This window comes from Thalassolituus marinus, from assembly GCF_020320395.1.
GTDB classification, from domain to species: domain Bacteria; phylum Pseudomonadota; class Gammaproteobacteria; order Pseudomonadales; family Oceanobacteraceae; genus Venatoribacter; species Venatoribacter marinus.
The window spans coordinates 32,163-58,727 of record NZ_JAEDAH010000102.1 but is presented as its reverse complement, the minus strand read 5'-3'; the positions used below and the strand labels follow the sequence as shown (position 1 = coordinate 58,727).

Sequence of the window (26,565 nt, the reverse complement as noted above, 5' to 3'; positions counted from 1 at the left end):
AAATGAACGATGATTTTTCCGGTCCACCGGGCATGGATGCCCGACGAGCGGACGGCGACAGGGATGTCGCATGGGCGCGTGGCCCGAAAAATCGAGAGAATGAGGGGGAACGCTCCAGAAGCGAAAAGCTGGGGTCGGTCCTGCCGGCCAGGGGCGGTCCGACGCTCGATAAGTTCCCCTGGGAGGCAGCAGGCATTGCGGATTTAAAAGTCGTTTATAGAAAACCGATATCTTTAAAACTGTGGGACACTAGTGCCCCTTGTGGAATATTTTTCAGTGGTGCTGCCTATGAATACCAAGGTGCTCAGCATTGTGCTGGCGCTCGTCTTTCTTGCTTCCGGTGGCGCAAAGCTGGCCGGGCTGTCGTTTGAACTAGCCGCTTTTGAGCGATGGGGTTATCCGTTGTGGTTTATGTACCTCACCGGGGCGCTGGAAGTAGCAGGTGGTTGTGGCTTACTGGTACGTCGTTTATCGGCACTGGCAGGAGGCTGTCTGGCGTTGCTGATGGTCGGGGCGGTGATTACTCATGTTCGCAATTCAGAATGGAGCATGCTGCTTATTGCCAGTACGATTCTTGTGTTGTCTGCTTTGCGTGCCTGGCTTGGTTCTGACGATATCCGGATTTTGGCTGGCCGGAAATAATACCAGTGCTTTGTCGCTGTGCTTGTTGCAAGCCTTAAGCTCTGCCAGTTCTTTATTTTTTTATCGAATATCAGTTATAGCGCCGCTGAATTTCAGAAACAGATATAGTGGCTGTCGGTTCACTGGGACTACTTCAGGCAGGTGATTATGGCTTCTACCCTGAATATAACGATTCCGATTATTCAGGCACCGATGGCCGGTGTTCAGGACTGGCGTCTGGCGGCCGCTGTCGCCAGTGCAGGCGCATTAGGCTCCCTGCCGTGCGGTATGCTGTCGGCTGATCAGGTAGTCGCTGAAGTTGCTGCTTTTCGCCAGGCGACGAGCGCGCCTCTGAATCTGAATTTCTTTTGTCACACCATGGCACCGTTAAGCAAAGTGGCTGCGTTGCGCTGGCAGCAAATGCTGGCAGGTTATTACGACGAATTCTCGCTGCAGCCATCAGAAGCGGGTGCGTTGCGCATGCCCTACGACGATGCCATGGCAGAGGTTGTGGCTGAGCTGAAGCCTGACGTGGTGAGTTTTCATTTCGGCCTGCCTGATGCAGGTAAAGTCGATGCGCTTAAGTCTGCCGGTGTCACTGTGTTATCGACGGCGACCACGCTGGAGGAGGCGCTGTGGCTGCAGGATCATGGTGTCGACATGATCATCGCTCAGGGTGTTGAGGCAGGCGGGCATCGCGGTATGTTTCTCAGCCAGGATCTGGCCAGCCAGCAATCAACACGTACTTTACTGCAGGAGTTGCAGGGCAGGGTTTCTGTGCCTGTTATAGCCGCAGGCGGTATCAGTAGCGCCGCAGATATCGAACAAATGCTGCAGCTGGGCGCCAGTTATGTACAGCTGGGTACCGCCTATCTGTTGTGTGATGAGGCGAAAACCAGTGAAGTTTATCGTCAGGCATTAATTGCAGAAACATCCGTAACTGCGCTAACCAATGTGTTTTCCGGTCGTCCAGCGCGGGGAATCTGTAATCGTCTGATGCGCGATCTCGGTAATATCAATAATGATGTCGCGCCGTTCCCTTATGCCTCAGCCGCACTGGCGCCGCTAAAAGCAGCTGCAGAAGCGCGGGGACGGGGTGATTTTTCGTCTATGTGGGCGGGAGAAAACCGGGCCGCCTGCCGCACTGTTGGGGTGCAGCAGCTGACGCTGGATCTATGGCGCGATATGCAGGCGCTGAAGGACTGATCGCTCTCGGCTGGTCTGTTTCCCTGCGTTGTCTGTTAACAGCGCTCTGATAATAAAAAACGCCGCATTAAGCGGCGTTTTTTATTTACTCGGGTGTTTCTTCTTCTGTCGCGGTGGACGCCGAACTTGCAGTCGGTGCCGATTCTTCCTGTGGCAGAGGGAAGCGCACCACCAGATAGAAGCCCTGAGCATCCGCCGGCCATTCGATCTGACCATGCAGCAGGTCGGTCAGCAGGTTGTAGGTCTGATAAAGACCTAGTCCTTTGCTTTCAGCTAACCGGCGCTGTGTGGTGTAGAACGGCATAAAGATAGCGTCACGCTGTTCTTCATCGATACCTTTGCCGTTATCGCGGTAATGCAGTTCCAGATGCTCGCCGCGCTCGCGGAACTCAATGCCAATTTCCAGTGTTCCCTGCTCGGCTTTATCGGCGTTGTGCTTGCAGGAGTTATCGACCAGCTGACTGAAAATAATGTTGAGCGCGTCCGGATAGGTATCCCATTCGGTAATGTAGCTGTGAATGGCCGTTTTCAGACTGAGCTGAGGATACTTCTCCAGCATCTGGGCAGACCAGGTTTTCAGCCATGGGCGAACCGGCAGCAGTTCCTGAGCGTACTGGTTTTCCTGCACGATGGCATTTTTCATCAGCTGGTTCAGGCCGTTGAGGCGGTCAATACCTTCGTGGATGTGCTTAAGTCCTGAACCCAGATGTGCCTGTAACTCATCTTCGGTCCAGTCGGATCGCTGGTCAGCGAGGAAGGTTTCGGCCATGCGAATATTACCCAGTGGGGTGTTCATCTCGTGGGCGATACCCATTACCAACTGGCGTAATGCCTGGGCTTTCTCTTTCTGCAGGTGACTCAGTGCCTGCTCTTTCTGGTATTCCTCTGTGATGTTCTGGCCGGAACCAATCCAGGCTGAGCGGCCGTTGTTGGTTGAGGCGCGCATGGTGATGGAAACCATCAGTTTTTCGCCACTGTTGGGTTGCGCCAGCTGTGCAATAAACCCCTGTACGTGTCCGCTTTCCTTAATGCGCCGCCAAAAGTTACGGCGCTCAGTTCCGCTGGTGAAGAGGCTGTCGAAAGGTGGGTTGTCGGAGACAAAGCGTGACAGTTCACCAAAGCCCAGCATGCGGCGCCAGGCTGGGTTGGATTTTATAAAGTAACCGTCACTGTCGAGCTGGAACTTGCCGGTCAGGGAGTTCTGATACAGGTCTTCATAATCGCGCAGATACTGAATGGCCTCTTCCTGGGTTTTCAGCATCGCTTTGCGGGTTTCAAGCTGTTCTTTCTGCAGACGCATGATGCGCTCACCGAGTGCCATAGACAGCAGTACAACTTCCATAAAGGAACCGATCTGGTAGGCATACAGTGTGAAGGTGTTGGTCGGGATAAGGCCCAGGCTGCGGGCGTTGGCCAGTACCAGACCGGTAATCAGGGACACCCAGGCGATGGTGAAGAAGCGCGCCGCCGGGCGCCCCTGCACCCAGAATACGATGCCAATTAACAGGGCAGAGATCAGTACAACAGTGCTGAGCAGGTTGATAACCGGCAGCATGACTGCGTATGGGATCAGCGGCAGCATGATCAGCAGCATGCCGGAAATCGCGGTATATACGCGGAACAGTCGGTGTGCGCCGGGACTGTGCTTCTTCAGATTGAGGAAGTTCGGCACAAATAAACTGAGGAATATCTGGTTGACAAGGAACATCAACGGCAGGGCGTATTGATTCAGCGATGGGGTTTCCGGCCAGAAATACTGGAATGCCGAACCTTCGTAGGTCATGTGGAAGATCAGGAAGGTGACTGTTACCAGGGTGTAGTACAGGTAACTGCGCTCGCGGGTCTGGAAAAAGATGAACAGGTTGTACAGACCCATTACCAGCATGGTGGCGTAGTAGCCGCCACGAATCAGGTTGTTGGTTTCCAGCTCGTTCTGCAGGGTTTTTTCGTCAACCAGACTGGCAGGGATCTGGTAAGCACCGTTTGACTGAACGCGCATCACAAGCAGATATTCCTGACCCTGTTCCATCGGGAAGCGCACGATCAGGTTCGGATGATTAACGTCGCGACCGAGTTTGAACGGCACTTCGTCGCCAGCCAGTCGTTTCTGGCAGCCAGCTTCACCATCGTAGGGTTGCGGGCAGAGGTAGAACTCGACGTAATCGAGTAATGAGTAACGAATCCACAGTGCCCAGTCGTGCAGGCTGCCGGCGTGAATGCGGGTGCGTAACCAGTACACGGAGTCGCTGTAACCAAAGTTGAGAGAGGCCTCGGTTGAGGTCTGCCAGCCTTCTGCCTGCATGGCATCGTCGATGCTGAGGTTAAGCGTTGGGTCTTCCAGCCACTGACTGTAGAGGCCAATGCTGTAGTCTCCGGGTGCCTCCAGACTGAGTGTTGCCGCCGGCTGTGCGGCATTAAGGTTGAGCGAGGCCAGTACCAGAGTGATCAGTACAGCCAGAGTCTGAAGAACATTGGCACGTGCCATGATGCGTTCCCGTGTTTGGTTATAGGTCACTGGTCAGCGCCAGTGTAAGTAATGTCAGCCAGCCAACCACGCCAGCCACAACGGCGGTCCAGTTGCTGGCACTCAGCTCAGTGTTCTGTTCGTAAAACGGCAGGTACTTCTCATTGATAGCATTAATGCTCTGATTTACCAGTACATTGGGCAGAAGAGTCAGCAACCCGGCCAGGGCTGCCCATGGATGGGCTGTAATCAGCATCCATATGGGAAGCACGGAAAAAGCAGCAAACAACACAAACAGCCTGACAGGCTTCCAGCGTGGCCCCATATCTTCTGTTCCGGCGCGGACGGCAATACGCTGGTACAGACTGAACTGCCAGAATACGGCAAACAGAGTGCGCAACAGCGGATTGACCGGTTCACCGGCTTGCTGGATGGCTTTCCAGTTGGCCCAGGTCCAGTAAATGCCATAGACACCGAATGTCACCAGGCTCAGCTCGATAAACTTTTCTGTCCCTACCTGATAGAAGGCGGCGTTGCGGGGGCCTGCATTGCTTGCTTGCATGAGATATTTCCGGGAATGATCGCGGCCAGTATATCCCCTGACTGGTGCGCTTTAAATACACGCTTTACCCGCTACGGACACGGATCATAAAGACGCATTCAGGTGCTGGTTTTCCGTCATCGGTTTCAGTACTCTAACCGGTCATTTGCGTTGATACACTCACCCGGGAATGTATGTTTTTTGAACAGGAACGCGGGCAATTTTTCCGCCCTTTGACCGGTAAGTACCGGGCGCAGGTTATGGAGTGCCTGAAAGAGCTGTACCAGAGACTCTACAGCTCCAGCAGTGCGGACTACGGTCAGGCTCTGGCCAGAGATACTCTGATTGAGATTTTCCAGGAGGCATTGGTGCGTGCTCCGGTGCTGGCGGACGAACTGGCCGAGGCGCAGGATGAAGCCACCGACACTCAGGAAGGCCGCTTCCGCACCAGTCGTGAGCAGGCTGGTTGGGTGCTGAATCAGCTGATTGAGCATGGCTGGCTGGAAAAGCAGGTCGATGAGGCCACGCTGCAGAGTACGTTTGCTTTTACCCGCTATGGCCGCCAGTTTACTGAGCCATTTGTCGCGGAAAGCCGAACAACGGCACGAACCCGTCATCGTAATACGCGAAATACGCGCAACGCGCTGGAATCCTTTGTTGAACGCGGTGATATCTACGATCTGCTTGATGCTTACGAGTATTCCGAGCGTATCATCAGCGACTTCACTGATGTGATCGCAGAACTGGAAGAGCGTAAACGTGATCTGGTGCGTGAAATGGAAGATCAGTTGCTGGTGCAGCGTGCCAGTGAAGCCTTCTTCGATTTCATGGAAAACCGTTTCCAGCCCGATCTGTCGGTGCGTTTATCGGCGGATAACGTCGAAAAACACCGCGATCAGATCAGCAGCCTGATTCACGCCATTCGCAAGCAGGATAAAGTATTTAAAGCCAATGCAGAGCGTCGACTGCGCGAAGTGCTGCCAGAGCTGGCGCATGAAGGGCAGTCAGTGCTGTGGGTGCTGCTTGACGGCATCGATATGCGTTTGCGCAATGCCTCCGACATTATGCTTCCGGCCCTGCGTCGTGCCCTGCAGAGTTTCACCAAGCGTGCCGACATCATTATCCGCCAGATGAGCTACCTCGCGTCGCAGCAACATAACGATGTGCTGGCCGTGTGTAAGCGTCTGGCTGCGATGCCGGAAAAAGAGCAGGAGCAATTACTGCTGCGTGCCGGTGAACGTATGGCAGTACCAGAAATTGGCCTGGTCGATCCAGCTCAGGTACGTCTGGCGGCGCCGCGTCAGCGTCGCACCATCGAAGCCGCGCTGGATGATGGCAAAGGTGACTTTGACGTTAACGCCCGTAAGGAAATTTACATCCAGCAGGTACTGGATCAGGCCTTCCTGGTGAATCAGCAGGCACTGAAAAGCTATATGGCGGGTCATCTGCGTGATGGCAAGCGGGTATCCACCCGTGAGCTGCCAATTGAAAATGCCAAAGACTTCCTCGCCGTGGCTCATGCCATTGGCATCGGTGCATCCGATGGCCTGTCGAGCGAATTCGAATTCCGTATTGAACCTGATGACAGCGCCGGCAACGGCGGTGACGCCGGGCAGTATTTTATTAAGAAAGACCACTTCACCTTTGAGTTGGTGCAGAAAGAGTCCTGAGCATGTTACAGACCATCGAAAAATCATTAGAAAAAGAAGGCCTCAGCCAGAGGGACTTATCTGAACTGCTGGTTCGCCTGCTGGATTACGGCGTTATCTGTCGTGACGAAAGCCAGATTGAACAGCAGCTGTACGACCGCTATCTGCGTCTGGAAGAGCTGGTTGGTGATTACCTGACCATGCTCGGCATTCGTATTCAGCATGACCGCCGCTTTCAGTTCGTGCGACTGTTTCCGCCGGGTGCCCAGGTGCCGGGGATGGTGGATGATCCGCAGAATACCGGTGCTCAGGCATTCCGCAGTCGTCTGAACCAGAATGAGGTTGCCCTGATTCTGGTGCTGCGCGCGCAGTACGATAAGGCGCTGCGCGAAGGCATGGTGGACGAGCAGGGCTGCGTCATGGTGTCGCTGGAAGCGCTCAGTATCGCAATGAAAAACCTGCTGAAACGCACCTTGCCGGAAAATCTGACAGACCGTAAAGCGCTGTTCCGTCGCCTGAAACAGCTGCGACTGGTTCAGATTGCCAATGACGAACAGCTTTCCGACAGCGATATGTGGCTGAAAGTACGGCCGATGATCATGAGCTACGTATCGGATCAGGTTCTGTCAGAACTGATGGAAGAAGAAGGCGAAGAACAGGAGCAGGCAGAAAGTGGTGCTGCGGTTACGTCACCAGAGTCTGATTCTGCAGAGACAGCTGAATCCGAGTCTGAAGAGGAAGCCGATGATGACTCAGACGCTGACGAAACTGCCAATGACGAAGCCGCGGAGGTAAGCGCTGACGCTGATGAGCAAGGCGCAAATAGCACTGCAGCCGAAGCAGAAGACAGCGCACAGGCTGAAAGCGAAGAATCTGCGCAGGAAATCGATGAAGCCAGCGAAGAACTGGTGGCATCCGTGAACGACACAGAACAAGAGACGGCGGCGGATGCCAAGCAACCCGCCAGTCTGTTTGGGGAATAATTGCCATGTTTCTGAAGAAGTTTATTTACGTTAACTGGGGCAATATCCCGGCATCAGAATTTGATTTCGGACCGATCAACCTGTTCTCAGGTGGTAACGGTTCGGGTAAAACCACCGCCGCGGATGCGATTCAGACCATCATGACCGCAGCGCACGATACGCTGTTCCACTACAACCCGGGTCAGGATGAAGCGACTCAGCGTGGTCGTGGTAAAAACGTGCGAACGCTGGCGTCTTATGTTCTGGGTTGTGACGATGGCAGTTATGCCCGTCCTAACGGCGCAGTGGGTTATCTGGCGGCTGTTTTTCATCCGACTCAGGGTGAAAGTGGTGAAGCCTTTACAGCCATTATCGGTGTCAGTGCCAGCATCGACAGAGCCGGCAGTCAGCCGGTGGCGCGGCAGAACGATCTGCAGTTTTATATTGTTAACGAAGCACTGGGCCTGTCGGACTTTCTCAAAGAAGAAGACGGTCAGCGTAATGTCCTCGATCTGAATAAGCTGCCAGCGCACCTCAAAAAGCGTATGGATGCTAACAATATCGAGAAGTACGACACCAAGAAGCAGTATCTGCGTCGCTTGTACGGTGCTCTGCGTGGCCGTCATGATGCTGTCAGCGAACGTGAAGCGATGAACGCGGCCCGCACTTTCTCGCGCTTTATGGCCTACAAGCCAGTGAAAAGCATCAATGGCTTCGTGGCTAACGAAATTCTCGAACAGAAAGATCTGGGCGATGCGATTCGTACTGTATCGGATCTGATGAAAACCATTTATGCGATGGAATCCGACGCCAACACCCTGGCGGAAACCATCAGTATCCTGAACAACACTAAAGCGGCATCGCAGCGTTATATCGATCAGTGGATTGATTACAACGTGCTCGAATACACCGCTGCCCGTAGCCGCTACATTAACGATCAGCGTGCCTATTTAACGGCTAAAGAGAAACAGCAGGGCATTCGTGAACGTCTGCATAAAGCAGAAAAAGAACGTGAAATGTCGCAGGAGCGCCGTAAGCAGTTGCGTGAGCAGCTGATCAGCATGGAAGCTCAGCGTCGTGGTATCGACGCGCTGCAGGATAAAGACTCTGCCGAGCAGGCCATTGCCGATGGTAAGAAACAGTTACAGCAACTGGCGATTCCGCTGCTGGAACAGGACCAGATGCTGCAGGCATCGCTGCGCGCCACTGAGCTGGTTTACGGTGCACTGCAGAAAACGTCGATTGGTCTGGAAATCCCAACGCTGGGTCAGAAGAAAATTATTGAGCAGGCGAAAGAGGTTCTGGCCATTAAGGATCAGGGCGCGGTCGACCTGCGTAAACTGCTGGGTAAAGACTGGGTCGATCTGTCGCCGCTGGAAGCTCACCTGGATGATGCGCAGCATCAGCAGATGGTGGTTAACCAATGGCGCGAACGCTTCCATTCTACTGAACTGGAAAGCAGCGGTATTTCTCTGCGCGATCAGGTGGCTAAACAGGTCGACCGGCGCGAGCAGAAATTGCAGCAGGTTCAGGCGCGTATGGCGCAGAAACAGGCGGACGTCGACAGTCTGGAAGCTCGTCAGCTGAACTATCCGGGATACGTCCGTCAGGCGCTGGAATATCTGCGTCGTGAGTGTCCGGAGTGCGAGCCACGAGTACTGGCAGACTACGTCGAAATTACCGACTCTGAGTGGCAGAGTGCCATTGAAGGTTATATCGGTGGTGCACGTTTCAGCATCCTCGTGGACAGCGATTACGAAGCGGAAGCAGCGCGTATTCTGCGTGCCATTCCGGGCGGCAGTCGTGCCCGGGTAATTCAGGGCGAAAAAGCCAAACGTGATGCCGAGCGTCTGCGCATTCCAGCGAATTCCATTACTCATCTGATGGAATTTGAACATGCCACAGCCCGAGCTTATCTTGAGGCCAGCTATGGCATGGTTGAGCAGGTTGCCGATACTCAGGCGCTGCGTATGACCCGTCGAGGGGTAACCAAAGAGGGGCTGGGTTCCGGTGCCTATTCGGTGTATCGCTGTGATCTTGAAGATTCGGAGCTGGTGTTCGGTCTGGGTGCACGTGAACGTGCTCTGGCGGCCAAGCGAGCAGAAGTGCAGAGTATTGCCGAGCAGGCGAATGAAGCCTCCTATCAGCTGAAGCAGGTACAGCAGTTACTGGATGCAATTAATCTGCTGCGCCACGTTACTTTCGCCGATCAGATGCGTCAGATGCTGGATGTTCAGTATCAGATGCAGAATGCCGAGCAGGCGCTGAACAATGTTGACCTGTCTGACTTTAAACATCTGGAGCACGAGTTCGAAGCACTGAAAGAAAAAGGCGATGATCTCGATGCACAGATTAAAGAACTGGATGGCGAGCTGGGTCGTTTGCAGCAGCAGCTGAATGACAGCGAGAAACAGTGCAAGCAGCTCAGTGATCAACAGGAAGCAACCTCAGAACAGGCCGACGAAAAAGAAGAAGCGTTGCGCTTTATTGTCAGTGTGTGGCCGGATTTCGATACCGAAGCGCGCTTGCAGGCTGCTGATAAAGAAGCCGAAGAAAGCCCTGCTGAGGCCATCGAAAACCATCGTAAGACCATCAGTCAGGAACTGAACTCTACGGCTTACGAAATTGAGCGCAACATCGCTGAGCATAACCAGCGTTGTCAGACGGTCGATTCTATCGTGTATACGCCGGACTATCGTCAGGAACACGGCATTGCTTTCTTCAAAACCGTGTGTGGTCTGGAGCGTGAAGTTGAACGCGTATACAACCGCCTGAAAAACAACATTCTGGTGGAAAAACAGGACAAGCTGGTTCAGCTGCGTGAAAGCTTCAATAACGCTTTCGTGACTAACCTGTGTCACTCAATTTATCAGGCCATTAACGACGGTAAACGTATCCTTGAAGACCTGAACAAAGAGCTGGCACATCACCAGTTTGGTGCTGACCGCGAAACCTACTGGTTCGACTGGGAGTGGGTGCCTGAGTACAAGGAGTACTGGCAGTTCTTCGATGAAATCATCAAGAACCCAACCCTGGGCGATGGCGCTACGTTGTTTACTGCCGATTTGTCGAAAAACGCTCAGCGTGTGCGCGATCATATGATGAGTATGCTGCTCGATGAGGACGAGCAGAAAGCGATGCGCGAACTTGAGCGTATTTCCGACTACCGTAATTACCGCTCCTACGAAATTTATAAGCAGCCTGCGAATAAAGAGCCTATCGCTCTGAGTCAGTACGGTACCGGTTCCGGTGGTCAGCTGGAAACACCAGCTTATATTATCCGTTCGGCGGCCATTACCTCGGCCTTCCGTTTTAACGAAGGCGATACTCATCTGCGTGTGGTGCTGGTCGATGAAGCCTTCTCGAAAATGGATGAAACCCGTTCGAAAGAAGTGATTAATTACCTGACCGAAAGCCTTGGTCTGCAACTGCTGTTTATTATGCCGACCAGTAAGTCTGGTCCGTTTATGGACCTGATTTCCAACCAGTTTGTGTTCTCTAAAGTGCCTCTGGCCGGCGGCCTGACGAAGGGTGAGTTGCAGACCCGTGTACTGGTGGATCGTCAGCAGTGTAACCAGGAAAAAGTGAAGGAGTTGTGGGCGAATCATCGTCGCACCATTCGTCATCAGGCGGGCCTCGACTTTATGGAAGAGTTTGCCTGATGAGCAGTGGACAGCAACAGCGTCCGTATGGCACCGGTGACGCCTCCTATCAGGCCGCCGGTGGTTTTGAGGGAATCTGCCAGCTGGTAGAAGACTTCTATCAGGCGATGGATACGTTGCCGGAGGCGGCCCCCATTCGTGCTATGTACCCTGAAGAACTGACCGATGCCAAAGATCGGCTGGCATGTTTTCTCAGTGGCTGGCTTGGCGGTCCGCGCCGCTATTCTGAAAAATACGGCAGTATTGCGATACCGGTGTTTCATCGCCAGTTTGCGATTGACGCCGAACGTCGTGATGCCTGGCTGGCGTGTATGCGAGTGTCGGCGGCTAAGCAACCATACGCCGAAGACTTTCGTCGCTATCTGCTGGAGCAGTTATATGTGCCGGCTGAACGCTGTCGCAATATCTCTTAGTCTGCTGCTGTTTGCGGCCAGTGCATCCGCCCAGATCTATCGCTGGGTGGATGACAATGGCCGTGTGCAGTTTTCAGACAAACCGCATTCTCAGCAAGCCGAGGTGGTTAAGTTGCGTTCATCCGCCAGTGGCTGGAAGCCGCTGAATATTGAAGTTATTCAGCAGGGAAGTCTGCAGGGCGGCAGTGCCCGCCTTGACGAAGCAAAAGTGCAGCGCGATGTGAATCTGGTTTATCGCTTTTATGATGAAGTGATTTACTTCGATTTTTATCGCCAGGTACCGGTAAAAATTCATCTGCTGCCGAATCGCGCGGAATATATTGCCTTTGTTCGAAAGGCAATGGGTGCTGATGGAAGTCAGTCGCTTGGGCTGTATGTGCCGTCCCTTCACGAAATTGCTGTCTACATTCACGAAGACGAGATCGGTGGACTGGAGAGCACCTACGCAACCATTCGCCACGAAGCCAGCCACGCCATTCTGCATTCTCTGGCTGAGCGCATGCCATTGTGGCTTAACGAAGGTATGGCAGAGCAGATGGAAACGCTGGTCGCGACAGATGGCGAGCTGGCCATTTTGCCCCACAGAAATAATCGTGCTGTGTGTTTGCAGCGTCGACAGCGTGTCGGTGACGTGCTGGCATTCGTGGAAATCAAAAGCGACCGCTGGCAGAAAGCCAATCTGGCTGAAGGTACCAATCAATCCATGGCGGGGCAGCTGGTGTATTTTCTACTGTCGCGTCCGTATGGCCGTAGTCTGATTACCCGGCTGTTGCAGGACTATAAACGTGGCGTGAATGTCCGGTCTTACTATTTGCTCGACGAGCACTATATCGGTGGCCGACAGACACTGAATATTCACTGGCGTCAGTGGCTGTCGGACGATATGCGGGCGCCGGCGGAAATCCGCTTTTAGCGGCGAACCACACCGTTATCGATGGCGTAGCGAATCAAACCGGCTGAGTTATTAATGTTCAGTTTCTGTTTGATTTTCACTCGGTGGGCTTCCACGGTACGTACAGAAATATCCAGTTCCCGCGCTATTTCCTTGTTGCCCATTCCTTCGGCCAGCAGTGCCAGAACGTCTTCTTCTCTTGGACTGAGAACGTCTTCAGCATGGCTGTTACGGGGCCGGTTGAACTCATTAAACAGCGTTTTGGCCACACTGGAACTGAAGTAGGTGCCACCCTGGCATACAGTTTGTACCGCCAGTACCAGTTCTTCCGGGGCCGCGTCTTTCAGAACATAGCCCGCAGCGCCTGCCTGAACGACTTTCAGAATGTACTCGCGATCATCGTGCATGGTGATGATTAGCAGGCGGGTATCGGGAAACTGTTGCTGAAAGGCAGCACAGGCCTCCATACCGTTCATAATCGGCATGGATATATCCAGCAGTACCGCATCAGGATTGTGTTCGGCTGTGGCGTCCAGAGCTTCCTGGCCGTTACTGACATCGGCAACGACATGAATGCCTTCATTTTCCAGGCTGACTTTCAGGCCTTCGCGCACCATCGGGTGGTCGTCGGCAATAATTACTCGAATCGGTTGTGTCATATTTTATTATTCTCCCGGCTGATCGTTGCTCCCGGATTCAACAGGAACTCAGCGCTGATCAGTGTACCCTGTGTTCTTTTGCTGCGGACACTAAACTTTCCGCCTACAAGCTCGACCCGCTCACGCATATTCATCAGGCCGATTCCCTGCTGTTGTTCATCCTCGTGGTGAAAGCCACAGCCATTGTCTTCCAGCTCAACCAGCACGCTGTGCAGGGTGTGTGAAATGCGCAGGCAAACCTGACTGGCACGAGCGTGTTTGCGGATGTTGGTGATGGCTTCCTGTACCAGGCGATACAGAGTCATTTCGATGGCATCTGGCAGGCGCGTTTCGGGCAGGCGGATTCTGCGCTTTACGTCGATGCTGTCGTTGTCTTTAAGCTCGTCCAACAGGCTGTGCAGAGCAGCTTCAAGCCCGTGGTCATCAAGCATTACAGGTCGCAGGTTATGCGACACCCGCCGCACTTCCTGTATCGACATGTTAAGCATCTCGGTAGCTTTGTGCAGGTGCTCATGGGCATCATCAGCCGGCCATTTTTTGTCGGCCAGATTCAGCCGGAGCTTGGCGGAAACCAGCATCTGATTAATACCGTCGTGCAGTTCGCGCGCAAAATTACGCCGTTGCATCACCTGAAAGGCGACAGAGCGCTGTGCCAGGTCTTTGAGGCGGTCATCGGCCAGCTGAGTCGCGTGCATATTGATGACGATAACGATCATGACAACCAGTACCAGAGTGACGATCAGAAGTACGGTGGCGGCAACAAAAGTACGGCGCACGTTGTTATCGACCCGGTTACGCAGGTCCTGGGTTTGCGACACGATGTCATCGACATAAAGGCCGGTTCCCATCATCCAGCCCAGTTGCGGAATATTCACGACGTAACTGAGCTTATGGCGTTCGCCGGACAGCGAGGGTTTATTCCAGATGTACTGATAAAAGCCACCACCACGGGCGGCCAGTTTCAGTAATTCCTGAATCACATAGCGGCCGTCCGGGTCCTGCAGATTGATCAGGTTCTGGCCAACCAGATTGGGTTGAACCGGGTGTACCAGATTGTTGCCCTGCTGATCGTAGGCGAAGAAGTAGCCGTCCTGATCATAGGTAAGACCAGAGAGTATGCGTTTGATTTCGTACTCTGCCCGGGAGCGCTCAAGCCCGAATTCCAGTTCTTCAAGCACCGGTGAGATGGAGGTCATGGCCAGACTGACATAGTCCAGCAATGCCTGGCGTTTTTGCGCCATGATGTTTTCTTCAAGCATGGCAACCTGACGTTCCGCCAGTTGCTGCGCCTGACGTTGGGTAACCCAGGTGATGGTGGCTGTCAGGGCAACCAGAGGCAGTATGGTTAACAGTAGTATTTTTGTTTTTAGCGTCAGGGTCATACCCGGCTGCCTTGGTGGCATCAGAATATTCATGCTAAAGAATGTTCCTGCTGAAAGAAACCGGTGCGAGTGCAGGGCATCGCCCGGTTCCTACCAAGGTATGATGTACGGCCGACTCAGTGAGTCAGGCCGTACCACTCAGGGGCAAACATCAGGGAGATAACCACTGCGGCCTGCATAATGATGAAAGGAATCACGCCCTTGTAGATATCCATGGTACGTACCTGCGGAGGTGCAACACCTTTCAGATAGAACAGACTGAAACCAAATGGTGGTGTCAGGAAGGACGTTTGCAGGTTCATGGCAATCAGAATGGCAAACCACAGCGGCGCAATATCCAGTGCAGCGGCTACTGGCGCCAGAATCGGCACGATGATGAAACTGATTTCGACGAAATCGATAAAGAAACCGAGAATCAGAATCGCTACCATCGACAGGATCAGGAAGCCCATCTGGCCGCCCGGAAGATCCGACAGTACTTCTTCGACGATGTAGTCACCGCCAGTGTAGCTGAATGCCATTGAGAACGCCGTGGCACCCAGCAGAATGGCGAATACCATCGCGGTAATTTTTACTGTTTCCTGCGCCGATTCATACACCATGCCCCAGCTGAACTGACGATACAGAACGGCGAGGAACAAGGCGCCAACGCCGCCCAGAGCAGAAGACTCGGTCGGTGTGGCAATGCCCGCAAAGATGGAACCCAGTACGACCAGAATCAATGCCAATGGTGGAATGATGGCTTTCAGAGCGCGCAGGTACATTTCGCGGCGGCTGGAAACATCATCATCCATCGGCAGTGCGGGAGCGGATTCCGGCTTAAGCCAGCTGTACACCAGAATGTAGGCAACATAGCAGCCAATCAGTACCAGTCCGGGCGCCAGCGCTGCCTGGAACAGGTCGCCAACCGGAATGCCCAGTACATCGCCAAGAATAATCAGAATAATCGACGGTGGAATAATCTGCCCCAGTGTGCCAGAGGCGCAGATTGTGCCGCAGGCCAGGGATTTGTCGTAGTTGTACTTGAGCATCACCGGCAGCGAGATCAGACCCATTGCTACGACTGAAGCGCCAACGACGCCGGTAGAGGCCGCCAGCAGTGCGCCAACCAGTACGGTTGAAATTGCCAGGCCGCCACGTACACCGCCAAACAGTTTGCCCATGGCTTCCAGCAGTTGCTCTGCCAGACGGGTCTTCTGCAGCACGATGCCCATAAAAATAAACAGTGGTACAGCCATCATGGTGACGTTTTCCATGATGCTCTGAATGCGGAACGGCATGAAGGCGAACATATCGGGGCCTTCAGCAATGACACCAAAAATAAGTGCAACGCCGCCAAATGTGAATGCCACCGGGAAGCCGAAGATCAGCATCAGCAGGGCGACAAAAAACATCACAATACCAATCATAAGAGGCCCCGGTCGGTTTTATGTAAGGTGTTTTCTCTGTAAGTAATAATGCTCGACAGAATCATTGCCACGCCGGCAATGGCCGTGGAAAAGAAAGCGAATGGAATGACGGCTTTTATGATCCAGCGTTGCGGTAAACCACCCGGGTCGCCGGACATTTCGCCCAGTGCAAATGCTTCGTGGGCAAAGTCGATGCCGTACCAGCCGACCAGTAAACAGAAGGGCAGCAGGAGTAATACACCACCGCCAATATCAATAACAGACTGCTTATGCGCAGACAGTCGCTCATACACCAGATCGACACGAACATGGCCGCCGGTGCGCAATGTGTAGGGCACGCCGAGCATGAACATGGCGGCAAAAAAATGCCATTCGAGTTCCTGCATCGCGATGGATACATCGTTGAATACATAACGCATCACCACGTCGATAAAAACGTTGGCGAGCATCAGCAGAAACAGCACCGCAGAAACGGTACCGAGAAAATCGGAAAAGCGATTAATGGCTTTTTCGGCCTTAATCAGCATGGTGTTCTCCCCATGATGCATGCACCCGCTGTGCGGGTGCATGGGTCATTATTATTTAGATACTGAGATACTGTTCAGGTAAGCCTTGTCAGAAATATCGGTCCAGCGGCGTACCTTCTTCAGGTAAGCAGCCTGGGAATCGAGAATTTCTTTGGCTACCGGATCAGCGGCTGCTTTTTCGGCCAGCAGTTCTTCGTTGGCTTTGCGCAGAGCACTCATAACGTCATCCGGGAAAGTACGGATTTTTACGTTAGGGTATTCGGTTTCGATAACGGCCAGATTTTCTGCAGACTCATGGTACGACTGAATGTACATGTCATACGCTGCAGTACGCATAGCGACGCGCAGAATTTCCTGCAAATCGGCTGGCAGACGGTCCCAGCTGCGCTTGTTGATCAGGAACTGAAGTTCCGTCGCAGGCTCATGCCAGCCGGTGTAGTAGTAGGGAGCAATTTTGTGGAAGCCCATGCGCAGGTCGAGAGACGGGCCTACCCATTCCAGCGCATCAATGGTACGACGTTCCAGTGCGGTATAAAGCTCGCCGGGCGGAATGTTGGTCGGGCTGGCACCCAGTTTCGCCAGAACCTCACCGGCGAAACCCGGGATACGCATTTTCAGACCTTTCAGGTCATCCAGGCTGTTGATTTCTTTCTGGAACCAACCACCCATCTGGTTGCTGGTGTTACCGCCCGGGAAGCTCATCAGATTGAACTCACCGTATACTTTTTCCATCAGTTGCATACCGCCGCCCTGATAGAACCATGCGTACTGCTCTGGTGCTGTCATACCAAATGGCATAGTGGTGAAATACAGCGTGTTCGGAACCTTTCCTTTCCAGTAGTAGGACGCAGAGTGTCCCATGTCATACTGGCCTGCACGTACCATATCAAACACACCGAAAGGCGATTTATGCTTGTTCGCTGAGTCGATGGTGATCTTCAGGCGGCCATTGGACATCTTCTCCGCCATGGCGGCCATATTACGTGGCGCATCGCCAAAGATAGGAAAGTTGGTTTGCCAGGTTTCAGCCATTTTCAGGCGATACACTTTGTCATCAGCCTGGGCGTTGCCAAAAATGGCCATCGAGCAAGCGGCAGCAATCACCACTTTTTTCAGATGGGTTAAACGGATCATGGTTATTATCCTTTTCTGTGTTGCAGAGCATGAATGCATCAGAGCACTTTCTGACTCATTCATGGTCGCCAACAAGCTCTCAAACGGCTATCCGGGGGACTGCGGTTTTATCAGTAGAATTCCAATTCGGCTTTAAGTAAAAATACGCATATGTGAAAAGATCGGGGCGTTTGTTTCTTATCGTAAGAAAGCTGGAAACCCTCGCCATTTCAAAGGGTTGGATGTGTTTCTTCGCTAAACATACGACCTCATCCGGTCGGCGTTTGCGGCTGTGGAAAGCCGTTAAGACTTTGGTCGGATGCGGTGATCTTTTCAGGTATTTGAACGGATGCAGGCAGGAATACCGGTGGGCAAAATACTGATCGACATCGCCAGAGCGTTTCTGTTTTTAGGGCTGACAAGCTTTGGTGGACCGGCCGTGCACATCGCACGTTTTGAGCAAACCTTTGTACGCAAACTCGGTTGGCTATCGGCGCAGCAGTACCAGATGCTGGTGGCCCAGGCACACTTTCTGCCGGGGCCAGCGTCGAGTCAGGTTGGGTTTGCTATTGGCTTTCTGCGGGCTGGTTTCGCAGGCGCGATCATTGCTTTTGTTGCGTTTACTTTGCCATCGGTGCTGTTGATGCTGGCAATGGCCTTGCAACTGCTGCTGTTGGTAACCCCGGAACAGCTGGACGTGATTCTGGCTGCCATGAAACTGTTCGCAGTGGTGGTTGTTGCGGATGCCGTGCGCTCCATGGCGGCCAGTTTTTGCAACGACTGGTTCACGCGTGTGGTCGCTCTGCTGGCAACAGGGTTGGTTTTACTGGCCGGGCTGACTCCATGGGTGCTTATTGCAGGGGCTGGTGTGGCCGGCTTGGCCCGGGCGCTGGTGCTGAAAGCTGGTAATACGGCTTCGTTACCGGGCCCGGCAGCCCCCAGCATTGAGTGTCCGACAGAACCGCTGGCAATAAATCAGGTTCTGCTGTGGCTGGCTTTGTGGCTGCTGATTCTTGTCGCTAGCTTTCTGCTGCCTTCTGCCCTGTGGTCGGGTTTTTATCAGGCCGGCAGCTTTGTCTTTGGCGGGGGGCATGTCGTGCTGCCCATGCTGGCTGAAACACTGGCGGGCAGGCTCGACAGCGAAACGCTGCTGACGGGCTATGCGGCAGCACAGATGGTTCCAGGTCCTATGTTCACAATGGTCACCTGGCTGGCAGCGATTATGCAGCCGGAAGCGCCATTCAGTGCCGCGCTGGTTGCCACACTGGCGATCTTTTTGCCGGGTTTTTTGCTGATGCTGGCGGTTCTGCCATTTTGGCGCTGGCTCAGTCAGCAAGCGCAGGCGACTGCCGCAGTAGCGGCTGTTAATGCGGCGGTGGTCGGGTTGTTGCTGGCGACACTGCTGGGGCCGGTAGTCACGGGTGCCATTTATGGTGTCACTGATGTGCTGCTGGTGCTGCTTGGGTTGGTGCTGATGATGTGGCGCAAAGTCAGTGTGTTGCTGCTGATGGGCTTTGTACTGGTTGCTAAAGGTGCGCTGGTGACCTTGGCCTGATGGCCTCGGGTTAAACTGCTGAGTTGACCGATAGTGGGGCGGCGTTAGTAATTCACAAACCAGTATTTTTCCCAGAACAGCATTACTTTTTCCGGGTATTTGGTGCGGCCTAAGCTGCCGTTGTAGCGGGCGAGGGCGCGTATCCAATCGCCTTTTTCACGCTTAAGGTAGTGTTTGAGGATGGTGCAGCCATAACGCAGGTTAGTGGCGGTGTTCATCAGGTTGTCGTCAGGGCGGCCGATTTCTTTTTTCCAGAACGGCATGATCTGCATATAGCCCTGAGCCCCAACATAAGACAGAGCGAAGCGGTCGAACGCACTTTCCACATGAATCAGTGACATCACCAGTTCCGGCGATAGTTCTGCCCGGGTCGCTTCCTGATGCACCAGACGCAGAAACTCCATGCGTTTGCGATCATCTTTCATATAGCGTTTGAGGCGGGCGGACATATCAACCAGCCAAACCTGCGCATCGTACTGGTCAGCGAACGATTCGGTATTGTTCACGGCGTCCATCAACGCTTTACGCAGCTCTGGGTCGGCTTTAGCCGATACCTGTGCCTGACTCTGCAGTGTCAGGCCAAGCAGCAGACACAAAAAGGCCAGAGTACGCAGGCTGCGTACTCTGGCCTTACGCAAGCTCACTGACAGAATCAGTTGGCTACCTGCGCTTTCAGGTGGCTGATGATGTCACCGATGGCGATAGGGTGTTTCTCACCATCACGACGCGCTGCGTATTCAACGTTGCCTGCTTCCAGGCTGCGGTCAGAAACCACCACGCGATGCGGAATACCGATAAGTTCCATATCGGCGAACTTAACGCCCGGGCTGGTTTTCTTGTCGCGGTCGTCCAGGTAAACGTCGAAGCCTGCTGCTTTCAGCTCTTCGTACAGTTCATCAGTGGCCTTGGTGACGGCTTCTGACTTCTGGTAACCCATTGGTACGATGCCGACGGTGAACGGCGCAATGGCGTCTGGCCATACAATGCCGTTGTCGTCGTGATTCTGTTCGATGGCAGCAGCAACCACACGGCTGATGCCGATGCCGTAACAGCCCATGATCATGGTGCGGGCTTTGCCATTTTCGTCGAGAACGGTGGCGTTCATGGCTGCAGAGTACTTAGTACCCAGCTGGAATATATGGCCCACTTCGATGCCGCGTTTGATTTCCAGGGTGCCTTTGCCGCATGGGCTTGGGTCGCCGGCAACTACGTTACGCAGATCAGCAACTTCTGGCAGAGCGCAGTCACGCTCCCAGTTGAAGCCGGTAAGGTGTGCGTCTTTGCTGTTGGCGCCACAAACAAAGTCAGCCATGTGCGCGGCTGCGCGGTCGACGTACACTTTGGCGCTCAGACCCTGAGGGCCGACAAAACCGGTAACGCCGCCAATGGCTTCGATTTCAGCATCGGAGGCAAACTGCAGTGGGCTGGCAACGCCTTCGATTTTTTCTGCTTTGATTTCGTTCAGCTCGTGGTCGCCACGAATGAACAGCACCACAGGTGCTGGTTCGCCTTCGGCTTTCTCTGTGGTGTGTTCACCACGAACCACGATGGCTTTCAGCACATTGGCTGCATCGGTTTTCAGGAAGGCAGCAACGTCGTCGATGCTGGTTACATCCGGGGTGCTGACGGTTTCCAGTGCCGCAGTGGCCGCTGGGCGTTCACCCGCGGGTGCCAGTGCTTCGGCCAGTTCAACGTTAGCGGCGTAATCGCTTTCGCTGGAGAAGGCGATATCATCTTCGCCGGATGAGGCCAGTACGTGGAATTCGTGTGACTTAGCGCCACCGATAGAGCCGGTGTCAGCCCATACCGGACGGAAGTCCAGACCCAGACGGGTGAACACATTGCTGTAGGCGGTGTGCATACGGTTATAGGTTTCTTCCAGCGACTCTTCAGTGCTGTGGAAGGAGTACGCATCCTTCATGATGAATTCACGCGAGCGCATCACACCAAAGCGTGGACGGGTTTCGTCACGGAATTTGGTCTGAATCTGATACAGGTTCAGTGGCAGCTGCTTGTAGCTGCTGATGTTGTTACGCGCCAGATCGGTGATCACTTCTTCGTGAGTCGGACCAATACAGAAATCACGGTTGTGGCGGTCTTTTACGCGCAGCAGTTCGCCGCCGTACTGGAACCAGCGACCGGTTTCTTCCCACAGCTCGGCAGGTTGTACTGCGGGCATCAGAACTTCCTGTGCGCCGGCACGGTTCATTTCTTCACGTACGATGGCTTCGACCTTACGCAGAGTGCGCAGACCCAGTGGCATCCAGGTATACAGGCCGGCGGCCAGTTTACGGATCATGCCGGAGCGCATCATCAGCTGGTGGCTGACAACAACGGCGTCCGCCGGGGTTTCTTTTTCGGTCGCTAACAGGAATTCAGTGGCGCGCATAAGGGGTAGTAGTCCCGTGTATGTTCAAAATAAGGCGCGATTTTATCGCTTATGGGCGGGGGCGGCAATTTGGCCTTCAGCTGCAAACAAAGTTTCACGTTTGTAGCCTTGTGGCTGCAGGTGGCTGTGACATACTGCCAGCCTGTTTTTTATGCGGGTAGCCAATGATGGCACTACAAACCGATGCACCGGCGGATCAGTTGCCTGTGTCTGAAGCCTGTCTGCGTAATCAGGAGTCGATATTGCTGGCACTGATGCAGGAGCTTAAGGAACCCATGACTGTTCTCGAGCTCGCCAGTGGCAGTGGTCAGCACGGCGCATTTTTCGCACCTCGGATGCCGCATATTCGCTGGCAGCCGTCGGAGCTGGCGGAACGCATTCCGGGTATCAATGCCTGGCGCCGTTACGCCGGGTGCGACAACCTTCTGCCCCCACTGGTACTCGATATTGCTCAGACCCTGTGGCCGATTAAACAGGTTGATGCCGTGTTTGCCGCGAACCTTGTTCACTTTGTAGGCTGGGATAAGCTTCGCTCTATGTTTTCCGGAATTGGCCGGGTGCTCAATCAGCGTGGACGCCTGTTCCTTTACGGCCCGTTTAAATACAACGATCGCTTTAACAGTGCCGGCGATGAAGCGCTGGATCAGTGGCTGAAGGAACGCGACCGTGAGGCGGGGATTCGTGATGTGGCCGAAGTGATGCTGGCCGCCCGTCGGGAAAAGCTGAAGCTGATTCGTGATATTGCCATGCCGGCCAACAATCGACTGCTGGTGTTACAGAAATATGCCTGAGATTAAGCAGCAACTGGCCCCTTGCCCCTGGGCGAAGGGAGATGATTACCTCGCGTATCACGATCAGGAATGGGGTGTGCCTGTTTACGATCGTCAACGCTTGTTCGAGAAACTGTGTCTGGAAGGGCAGCAGGCGGGACTGAGCTGGATTACGGTTCTGCGCAAGCGCGAACATTACCGGGCCTGTTTTCATGGATTTGTCCCGGAGCGTATAGCCGACATGAGTGATGAGCAGATAGACGTGCTGCTAACGGATACCGGCCTGATCCGCAACCGTCTGAAGCTTTACGGTATTCGCAAAAATGCTCGTGCCTTACTGGCGCTGGAAGCGCAGGGAACAGATTTCTCGCAGTGGTTGTGGGCCTTTGTCGGCGCGACAGTGAAAGTGAATCGTTTTGCCTCGCTGTCTGAAGTGCCGGCTGAAACAGCGGAAGCGAAAGCGATGAGTAAAGCGCTCAAAAAAGCGGGTTTCACCTTCGTTGGTCCCACCATCTGTTATGCCTTTATGCAGAGCATGGGGCTGGTCAACGATCATCTGACCAGTTGCCCCTGTCACCCAGATAACCGCTGAATGTTTACCGGATACCGTTTGTATGTCAGTTGAGTATGTTGTTAATCGCCCGATAACCCGTCAGCAGTTTACAGAGCTGCTGAGTCATACCTCGCTCGGAGAGCGCCGTCCGCTGGACGATAGTGATTGTCTGGATTCCATGCTGGCGAATGCCAATCTGCTGGTTACAGCCTGGCAGGGCGAAACACTGATAGGGCTGGCGCGTTCGCTGACCGACTTTTCATTCGCCTGTTACTTATCCGATCTTGCTGTGCACGAAGATTTTCAGCGTCTCGGCATCGGCCGCGAACTGATCCGACGTACGCAACAGACGCTGGGGCAGAAAACAAAGCTGATCCTGCTGGCCGCGCCGGCTGCCGCTGAGTATTACGGCCCGCTCGGTTTTGAAAAAAGTGAACGCTGCTGGGTGCTGGAACGCAGCAGCGAAATCTGACCTGGGGGCGTCGGCGCGCAATCGTCGGCTGAAGTGGTCTGCTGAAGTAGACGAGCCGTTTTCTGAAACACACTGAGAAAACACAGATTCTGCTCCGATTGGCAGCAATCATGTCCGGTAACAATCACAGGAGGCGTTATGTTCAGGGAAGTTCTTCACTTCTGGTTCGAGGAAATTGAGCCCCGGCAGCGGTTTATGCGCGATGACGGGTTTGATCAGTTACTGAAGGAGCGATTTGGTGCTCTGTTGCAGCAGGCTTCACGTTGTGAACTCTCCAGCTGGCGCCGCGGAGCGCGTGGGCGGTTGGCGGAAATCATCGTGCTCGACCAGTTTTCACGCAATATCTATCGCGAAACCCCCGCCGCATTTGCGCAGGACCCGTTGGCTCTGGCGCTGGCACAGGAAGCGATTCTGCATGATGCACTCAACGATCTGGATGAAAGTGAACGCAGTTTTCTGCTGATGCCGTACATGCACAGCGAGTCGGCGGTCATTCACGCCGAAGCTGAAATGCTGTTTCGCGATTTTGCTGCGCCTTCAAGTTATGAATATGAACTTAAGCACAAGGCGATAATCGATCGCTTTGGCCGTTATCCGCATCGCAATGTCATTCTTGGGAGAGAGAGCAGTGCCGAAGAGCTGGCATTTCTGCAGCAACCGGGGTCGTCGTTCTGATGGCGGAAAATCTGCTGGCTGATCTGTCGGATGCCCGCCAGACTGAGCAATTCACTCAGTTGCTGCAGCGTCCTGGGCTGCGTATTGAACGTATTGTCTCCCGTGGGCAGTGTTCGCCCCCTGATGACTGGTACGATCAGAATGAGCACGAGTGGGTGTTGCTGCTGCAGGGGGCTGCTGAACTGATGCTGGCCGACGGCTCTGTGATACGCCTGACGGCGGGGGATCATGTCTACCTGCCGGCCCATGAAAAACACCGGGTGCATTGGACCGATCCGCAGCAGGACACCGTCTGGCTGGCTGTCTTTCATCACTGAGCTTTACCTCAAATGCCTCTGAGCTGCTTCGGCACAAGACTCGGGGGCGAAAAACTGGATAATAGCGCCCCAATTGTGCCGCCCGGCAACGACGCCGGGTGCTGAAAACGCTTTATCTGGTAGCTGCATATGCAAATCAAGGTTAACTTCCTCGACAACCTCCGCCTCGAAGCCAAGTTCGACGACTTCACTGTGGTGGCCGATCAGCCTATTCGTTACAAGGGTGACGGCTCGGCCCCGGGTCCGTTTGACTACTTTCTGGCCTCGTCCGCTATGTGCGCCGCCTACTTTGTTAAGGTGTACTGTCTCGCGCGCGATATTCCGACGGAAAATATCCGCTTATCGCAGAACAATATTGTCGATCCGGAAAATCGCTATAACCAGATTTTCAAAATCGATGTCGAATTGCCGGAAGATATTTCGGAGAAGGACCGCCAGGGCATTCTGCGTGCCATTGACCGCTGTACCGTTAAAAAAGTGGTACAAACCGGCCCTGAGTTTCAGGTCAATATCGTTGATAGTCTCGATGACGGTTCCCAGGCTCTGCTGATGGCAACGCCGGACAACACTACGGAAACCTATATCCTAGGCAAAGACCTGCCGTTAGAACGTACCATCGCCAATATGACCGAGCTACTGGCTGGTCTGGGAATGAAAATTGAAGTGGCGTCCTGGCGTAATATCGTACCCAATGTGTGGTCGCTGCATATCCGTGATGCAGACTCGCAGATGTGTTTCACCAATGGTAAAGGTGCAACGAAAGAGAGTGCACTGGCATCCGCACTGGGTGAGTTTCTTGAGCGCCTGAACTGTAACTTCTTTTATAACGATCAGTTCTGGGGCGAAGACATTGCCAATGCAGAATTTGTTCATTACCCGAACGAAAAATGGTTTCAACCGGGTGGAAACGATGAATTACCGACAGAAATTCTGGATGAATATTGTCTGGGGATTTTTGATGCAGAAGGGGAGCTGCGTGGCTCGCACCTGTACGATACCAACTCCGGTAATGTTGAGCGCGGCATCTGTTCGCTACCGTATGTGCGCCATTCCGATGGTGAGGTGGTGTACTTCCCATCCAACCTGATTGAAAACCTGTACCTCAGTAACGGCATGAGTGCCGGTAATACCCTGGCCGAAGCTCAGGTGCAGTGTCTGTCAGAAATCTTCGAGCGTGCAGTTAAACGCGAGATTCTCGAAGGCGAAATCGCATTGCCGGATGTGCCAGCAGAGGTGATTGCCCGTTACCCTGGCATTGAAGCCGGTATTAAAGGTTTGGAAGAGCAGGGCTTTCCGGTGCTGGTGAAAGATGCCTCACTTGGCGGTCAGTACCCGGTGATGTGTGTAACACTTATGAACCCGCGTACTGGTGGCGTATTTGCTTCGTTCGGTGCTCACCCGAGCTTTGAAGTGGCGCTGGAACGCAGTCTGACGGAATTGCTGCAGGGGCGTAGTTTTGAAGGCCTGAATGATCTGCCACAGCCAACCTTCGAGAGTCAGGCGGTGCAGGAGCCGAATAATTTTGTCGAACACTTTATTGATTCCACTGGTCTGGTGTCCTGGCGCTTCTTCAGTGCCCGTTCTGATTTCGACTTTGTTGACTGGGATTTTTCTGCTGAAGGCGACGATGCTAATCAGCAGGAAGCCGATGCGTTATTCGCCATTCTGGAAAATCTGGGCAAAGAGTCTTACATGGCGGTGTTCGATCAGCTGGGTGTGCCGGCCTGTCGTATTCTGGTGCCGGATTTCTCCGAGGTATACCCGGTGGAAGACCTGATCTGGGATAACACCAATAAGGCTCTGTATTTCCGCAAAGATATTCTTAACCTGCACGCACTGGACGATGACCAGCTGGCGGCGCTGGTGGAACGTCTGGAAGACAGTGAGCTGGATAACTACACCGATATTAATACCCTGATTGGTATCGAGTTCGACGACAACACCGTGTGGGGACAGCTGACCATTCTTGAGCTGAAACTGCTGAGCTATCTTGCCCTTGGTCAGCTGGAAGAAGCCAAGGAGCTGGTGGAAAGCTTTATGCAGTTTAACGACAACACCGTTGATCGTGGTCTGTTCTATCAGGCATTAAATGCGGTGCTGGAAGTGACTCTGGATGATGAAATGGAACTCGAAGATTACGAGTTTAATTTCCGTCGTATGTTTGGTGATGAGCGTATGAATGCAGCGCTTGGCTCTGTTGATGGTAGTGTGCGTTTTTATGGTTTAACGCCAACCAATATGCAACTCGAAGGTCTGGATAAGCATCTGCGCCTGATCGACAGCTACAAAAAGCTGCATGCCGCCAGAGCGAAAGCGGCGCATTGATCGAAGACC

General features: G+C 53.7%; 23 protein-coding genes. 14 read left to right on the top strand and 9 right to left on the bottom strand.

Features of this window, described 5'->3' with window-relative positions; all coding sequences use genetic code 11:
- Window positions 1-288 precede the first annotated feature (288 nt).
- Both I9W95_RS16700 and I9W95_RS16695 read left to right on the top strand, forming a co-directional pair.
- Window positions 289-642, top strand: a complete 354-nt coding sequence (locus I9W95_RS16700; RefSeq protein ID WP_225676954.1) for a DoxX family protein — start codon at window positions 289-291, stop codon at window positions 640-642.
- Between the two features lie 147 nt (window positions 643-789).
- Complete coding sequence (locus tag I9W95_RS16695; RefSeq protein WP_225676952.1) at window positions 790-1,827, top strand: NAD(P)H-dependent flavin oxidoreductase; 1,038 nt, start codon at window positions 790-792, stop codon at window positions 1,825-1,827.
- Window positions 1,828-1,912: 85 nt separating this feature from the next.
- Here I9W95_RS16695 and I9W95_RS16690 read toward each other — a convergent pair whose 3' ends face one another.
- The gene (locus I9W95_RS16690; RefSeq protein WP_225676950.1) at window positions 1,913-4,312 is read right to left on the bottom strand and encodes a 7TM diverse intracellular signaling domain-containing protein; all 2,400 of its coding nucleotides are present in this window, start codon (window positions 4,310-4,312) and stop codon (window positions 1,913-1,915) included.
- 19 nt (window positions 4,313-4,331) lie between these two features.
- Window positions 4,332-4,853, bottom strand: coding sequence for a hypothetical protein (locus I9W95_RS16685; protein WP_225676948.1), 522 nt, complete (start codon window positions 4,851-4,853; stop codon window positions 4,332-4,334).
- Window positions 4,854-5,026: 173 nt separating this feature from the next.
- On the opposite strand from I9W95_RS16685, the gene I9W95_RS16680 reads away from it, so the two are divergent.
- From I9W95_RS16680 to I9W95_RS16660, 5 genes are read left to right on the top strand one after another with little or no spacing between them, the layout of a single operon-like run.
- Entirely contained in the window at window positions 5,027-6,502 is a 1,476-nt protein-coding gene (locus tag I9W95_RS16680) for a Wadjet anti-phage system protein JetA family protein (protein WP_225676946.1), read from the top strand.
- Window positions 6,503-6,504: 2 nt separating this feature from the next.
- Entirely contained in the window at window positions 6,505-7,464 is a 960-nt protein-coding gene (locus tag I9W95_RS16675) for a DUF4194 domain-containing protein (protein ID WP_225676944.1), read from the top strand.
- A gap of 5 nt (window positions 7,465-7,469) precedes the next feature.
- On the top strand, window positions 7,470-11,105 hold the full coding sequence (locus I9W95_RS16670) for an ATP-binding protein (protein ID WP_225676942.1): 3,636 nt from the start codon (window positions 7,470-7,472) through the stop codon (window positions 11,103-11,105).
- On the top strand, window positions 11,105-11,518 hold the full coding sequence (locus tag I9W95_RS16665; RefSeq protein ID WP_225676940.1) for a group II truncated hemoglobin: 414 nt from the start codon (window positions 11,105-11,107) through the stop codon (window positions 11,516-11,518). The genes I9W95_RS16670 and I9W95_RS16665 overlap by 1 nt, the downstream gene beginning before the upstream one ends.
- Window positions 11,484-12,431: a DUF4124 domain-containing protein gene (locus I9W95_RS16660; protein ID WP_225676938.1), complete on the top strand. Its 948-nt coding sequence runs from the start codon at window positions 11,484-11,486 to the stop codon at window positions 12,429-12,431. Before I9W95_RS16665 ends, I9W95_RS16660 begins: the two co-directional genes overlap by 35 nt.
- On the opposite strand, the gene I9W95_RS16655 is transcribed toward I9W95_RS16660, so the two are convergent.
- The 5 genes from I9W95_RS16655 to I9W95_RS16635 all read right to left on the bottom strand — a co-directional run bounded on the left by I9W95_RS16655 (window position 12,428) and on the right by I9W95_RS16635 (window position 17,521).
- Window positions 12,428-13,069, bottom strand: a complete 642-nt coding sequence (locus I9W95_RS16655; protein WP_225676937.1) for a response regulator transcription factor — start codon at window positions 13,067-13,069, stop codon at window positions 12,428-12,430. The genes I9W95_RS16660 and I9W95_RS16655 overlap by 4 nt on opposite strands.
- Window positions 13,066-14,484 carry a cache domain-containing protein gene (locus I9W95_RS16650; protein WP_225676935.1) on the bottom strand — a complete coding sequence of 473 codons (1,419 nt, stop codon included), beginning with the start codon at window positions 14,482-14,484 and terminating at the stop codon, window positions 13,066-13,068. The genes I9W95_RS16655 and I9W95_RS16650 overlap by 4 nt, the downstream gene beginning before the upstream one ends.
- A gap of 83 nt (window positions 14,485-14,567) precedes the next feature.
- Window positions 14,568-15,860, bottom strand: coding sequence for a TRAP transporter large permease (locus tag I9W95_RS16645; protein WP_225676933.1), 1,293 nt, complete (start codon window positions 15,858-15,860; stop codon window positions 14,568-14,570).
- Window positions 15,857-16,387: a TRAP transporter small permease subunit gene (locus I9W95_RS16640; protein WP_225676931.1), complete on the bottom strand. Its 531-nt coding sequence runs from the start codon at window positions 16,385-16,387 to the stop codon at window positions 15,857-15,859. Before I9W95_RS16640 ends, I9W95_RS16645 begins: the two co-directional genes overlap by 4 nt.
- 51 nt (window positions 16,388-16,438) lie before the next feature.
- Window positions 16,439-17,521 (bottom strand): TRAP transporter substrate-binding protein, encoded by a 1,083-nt coding sequence (locus I9W95_RS16635; protein WP_225676929.1) that lies wholly within the window; start codon window positions 17,519-17,521, stop codon window positions 16,439-16,441.
- A 346-nt stretch (window positions 17,522-17,867) separates the two neighbouring features.
- Here I9W95_RS16635 and chrA point away from each other — a divergent pair, with 346 nt between their 5' ends.
- On the top strand, window positions 17,868-19,055 hold the full coding sequence (chrA, locus tag I9W95_RS16630; RefSeq protein ID WP_225676927.1) for a chromate efflux transporter: 1,188 nt from the start codon (window positions 17,868-17,870) through the stop codon (window positions 19,053-19,055).
- A 44-nt stretch (window positions 19,056-19,099) separates the two neighbouring features.
- Here the strand turns inward: chrA and I9W95_RS16625 are convergent, their stop codons facing one another.
- Both I9W95_RS16625 and I9W95_RS16620 read right to left on the bottom strand, forming a co-directional pair.
- Window positions 19,100-19,699 (bottom strand): lytic transglycosylase domain-containing protein, encoded by a 600-nt coding sequence (locus I9W95_RS16625; RefSeq protein WP_225676925.1) that lies wholly within the window; start codon window positions 19,697-19,699, stop codon window positions 19,100-19,102.
- A gap of 8 nt (window positions 19,700-19,707) precedes the next feature.
- Complete coding sequence (locus I9W95_RS16620; protein WP_225676923.1) at window positions 19,708-21,444, bottom strand: proline--tRNA ligase; 1,737 nt, start codon at window positions 21,442-21,444, stop codon at window positions 19,708-19,710.
- Between the two features lie 164 nt (window positions 21,445-21,608).
- Here I9W95_RS16620 and I9W95_RS16615 point away from each other — a divergent pair, with 164 nt between their 5' ends.
- The 6 genes from I9W95_RS16615 (at window position 21,609) to I9W95_RS16590 (ending at window position 26,556) form a co-directional block, all read left to right on the top strand.
- A complete protein-coding gene (locus I9W95_RS16615) occupies window positions 21,609-22,235 on the top strand; it encodes a DUF938 domain-containing protein (protein ID WP_225676921.1) in 627 nt (208 codons plus the stop codon).
- Complete coding sequence (locus I9W95_RS16610) at window positions 22,228-22,806, top strand: DNA-3-methyladenine glycosylase I (RefSeq protein WP_225676919.1); 579 nt, start codon at window positions 22,228-22,230, stop codon at window positions 22,804-22,806. Before I9W95_RS16615 ends, I9W95_RS16610 begins: the two co-directional genes overlap by 8 nt.
- Window positions 22,807-22,828: 22 nt before the next feature.
- Complete coding sequence (locus tag I9W95_RS16605; protein ID WP_225676917.1) at window positions 22,829-23,239, top strand: GNAT family N-acetyltransferase; 411 nt, start codon at window positions 22,829-22,831, stop codon at window positions 23,237-23,239.
- 138 nt (window positions 23,240-23,377) lie between these two features.
- Window positions 23,378-23,914 carry a DUF924 family protein gene (locus tag I9W95_RS16600; RefSeq protein WP_225676915.1) on the top strand — a complete coding sequence of 179 codons (537 nt, stop codon included), beginning with the start codon at window positions 23,378-23,380 and terminating at the stop codon, window positions 23,912-23,914.
- Entirely contained in the window at window positions 23,914-24,231 is a 318-nt protein-coding gene (locus tag I9W95_RS16595) for a cupin domain-containing protein (RefSeq protein WP_225676913.1), read from the top strand. Before I9W95_RS16600 ends, I9W95_RS16595 begins: the two co-directional genes overlap by 1 nt.
- A 129-nt stretch (window positions 24,232-24,360) precedes the next feature.
- Window positions 24,361-26,556 carry an OsmC domain/YcaO domain-containing protein gene (locus tag I9W95_RS16590; RefSeq protein ID WP_225676911.1) on the top strand — a complete coding sequence of 732 codons (2,196 nt, stop codon included), beginning with the start codon at window positions 24,361-24,363 and terminating at the stop codon, window positions 26,554-26,556.
- Window positions 26,557-26,565 lie beyond the last annotated feature (9 nt).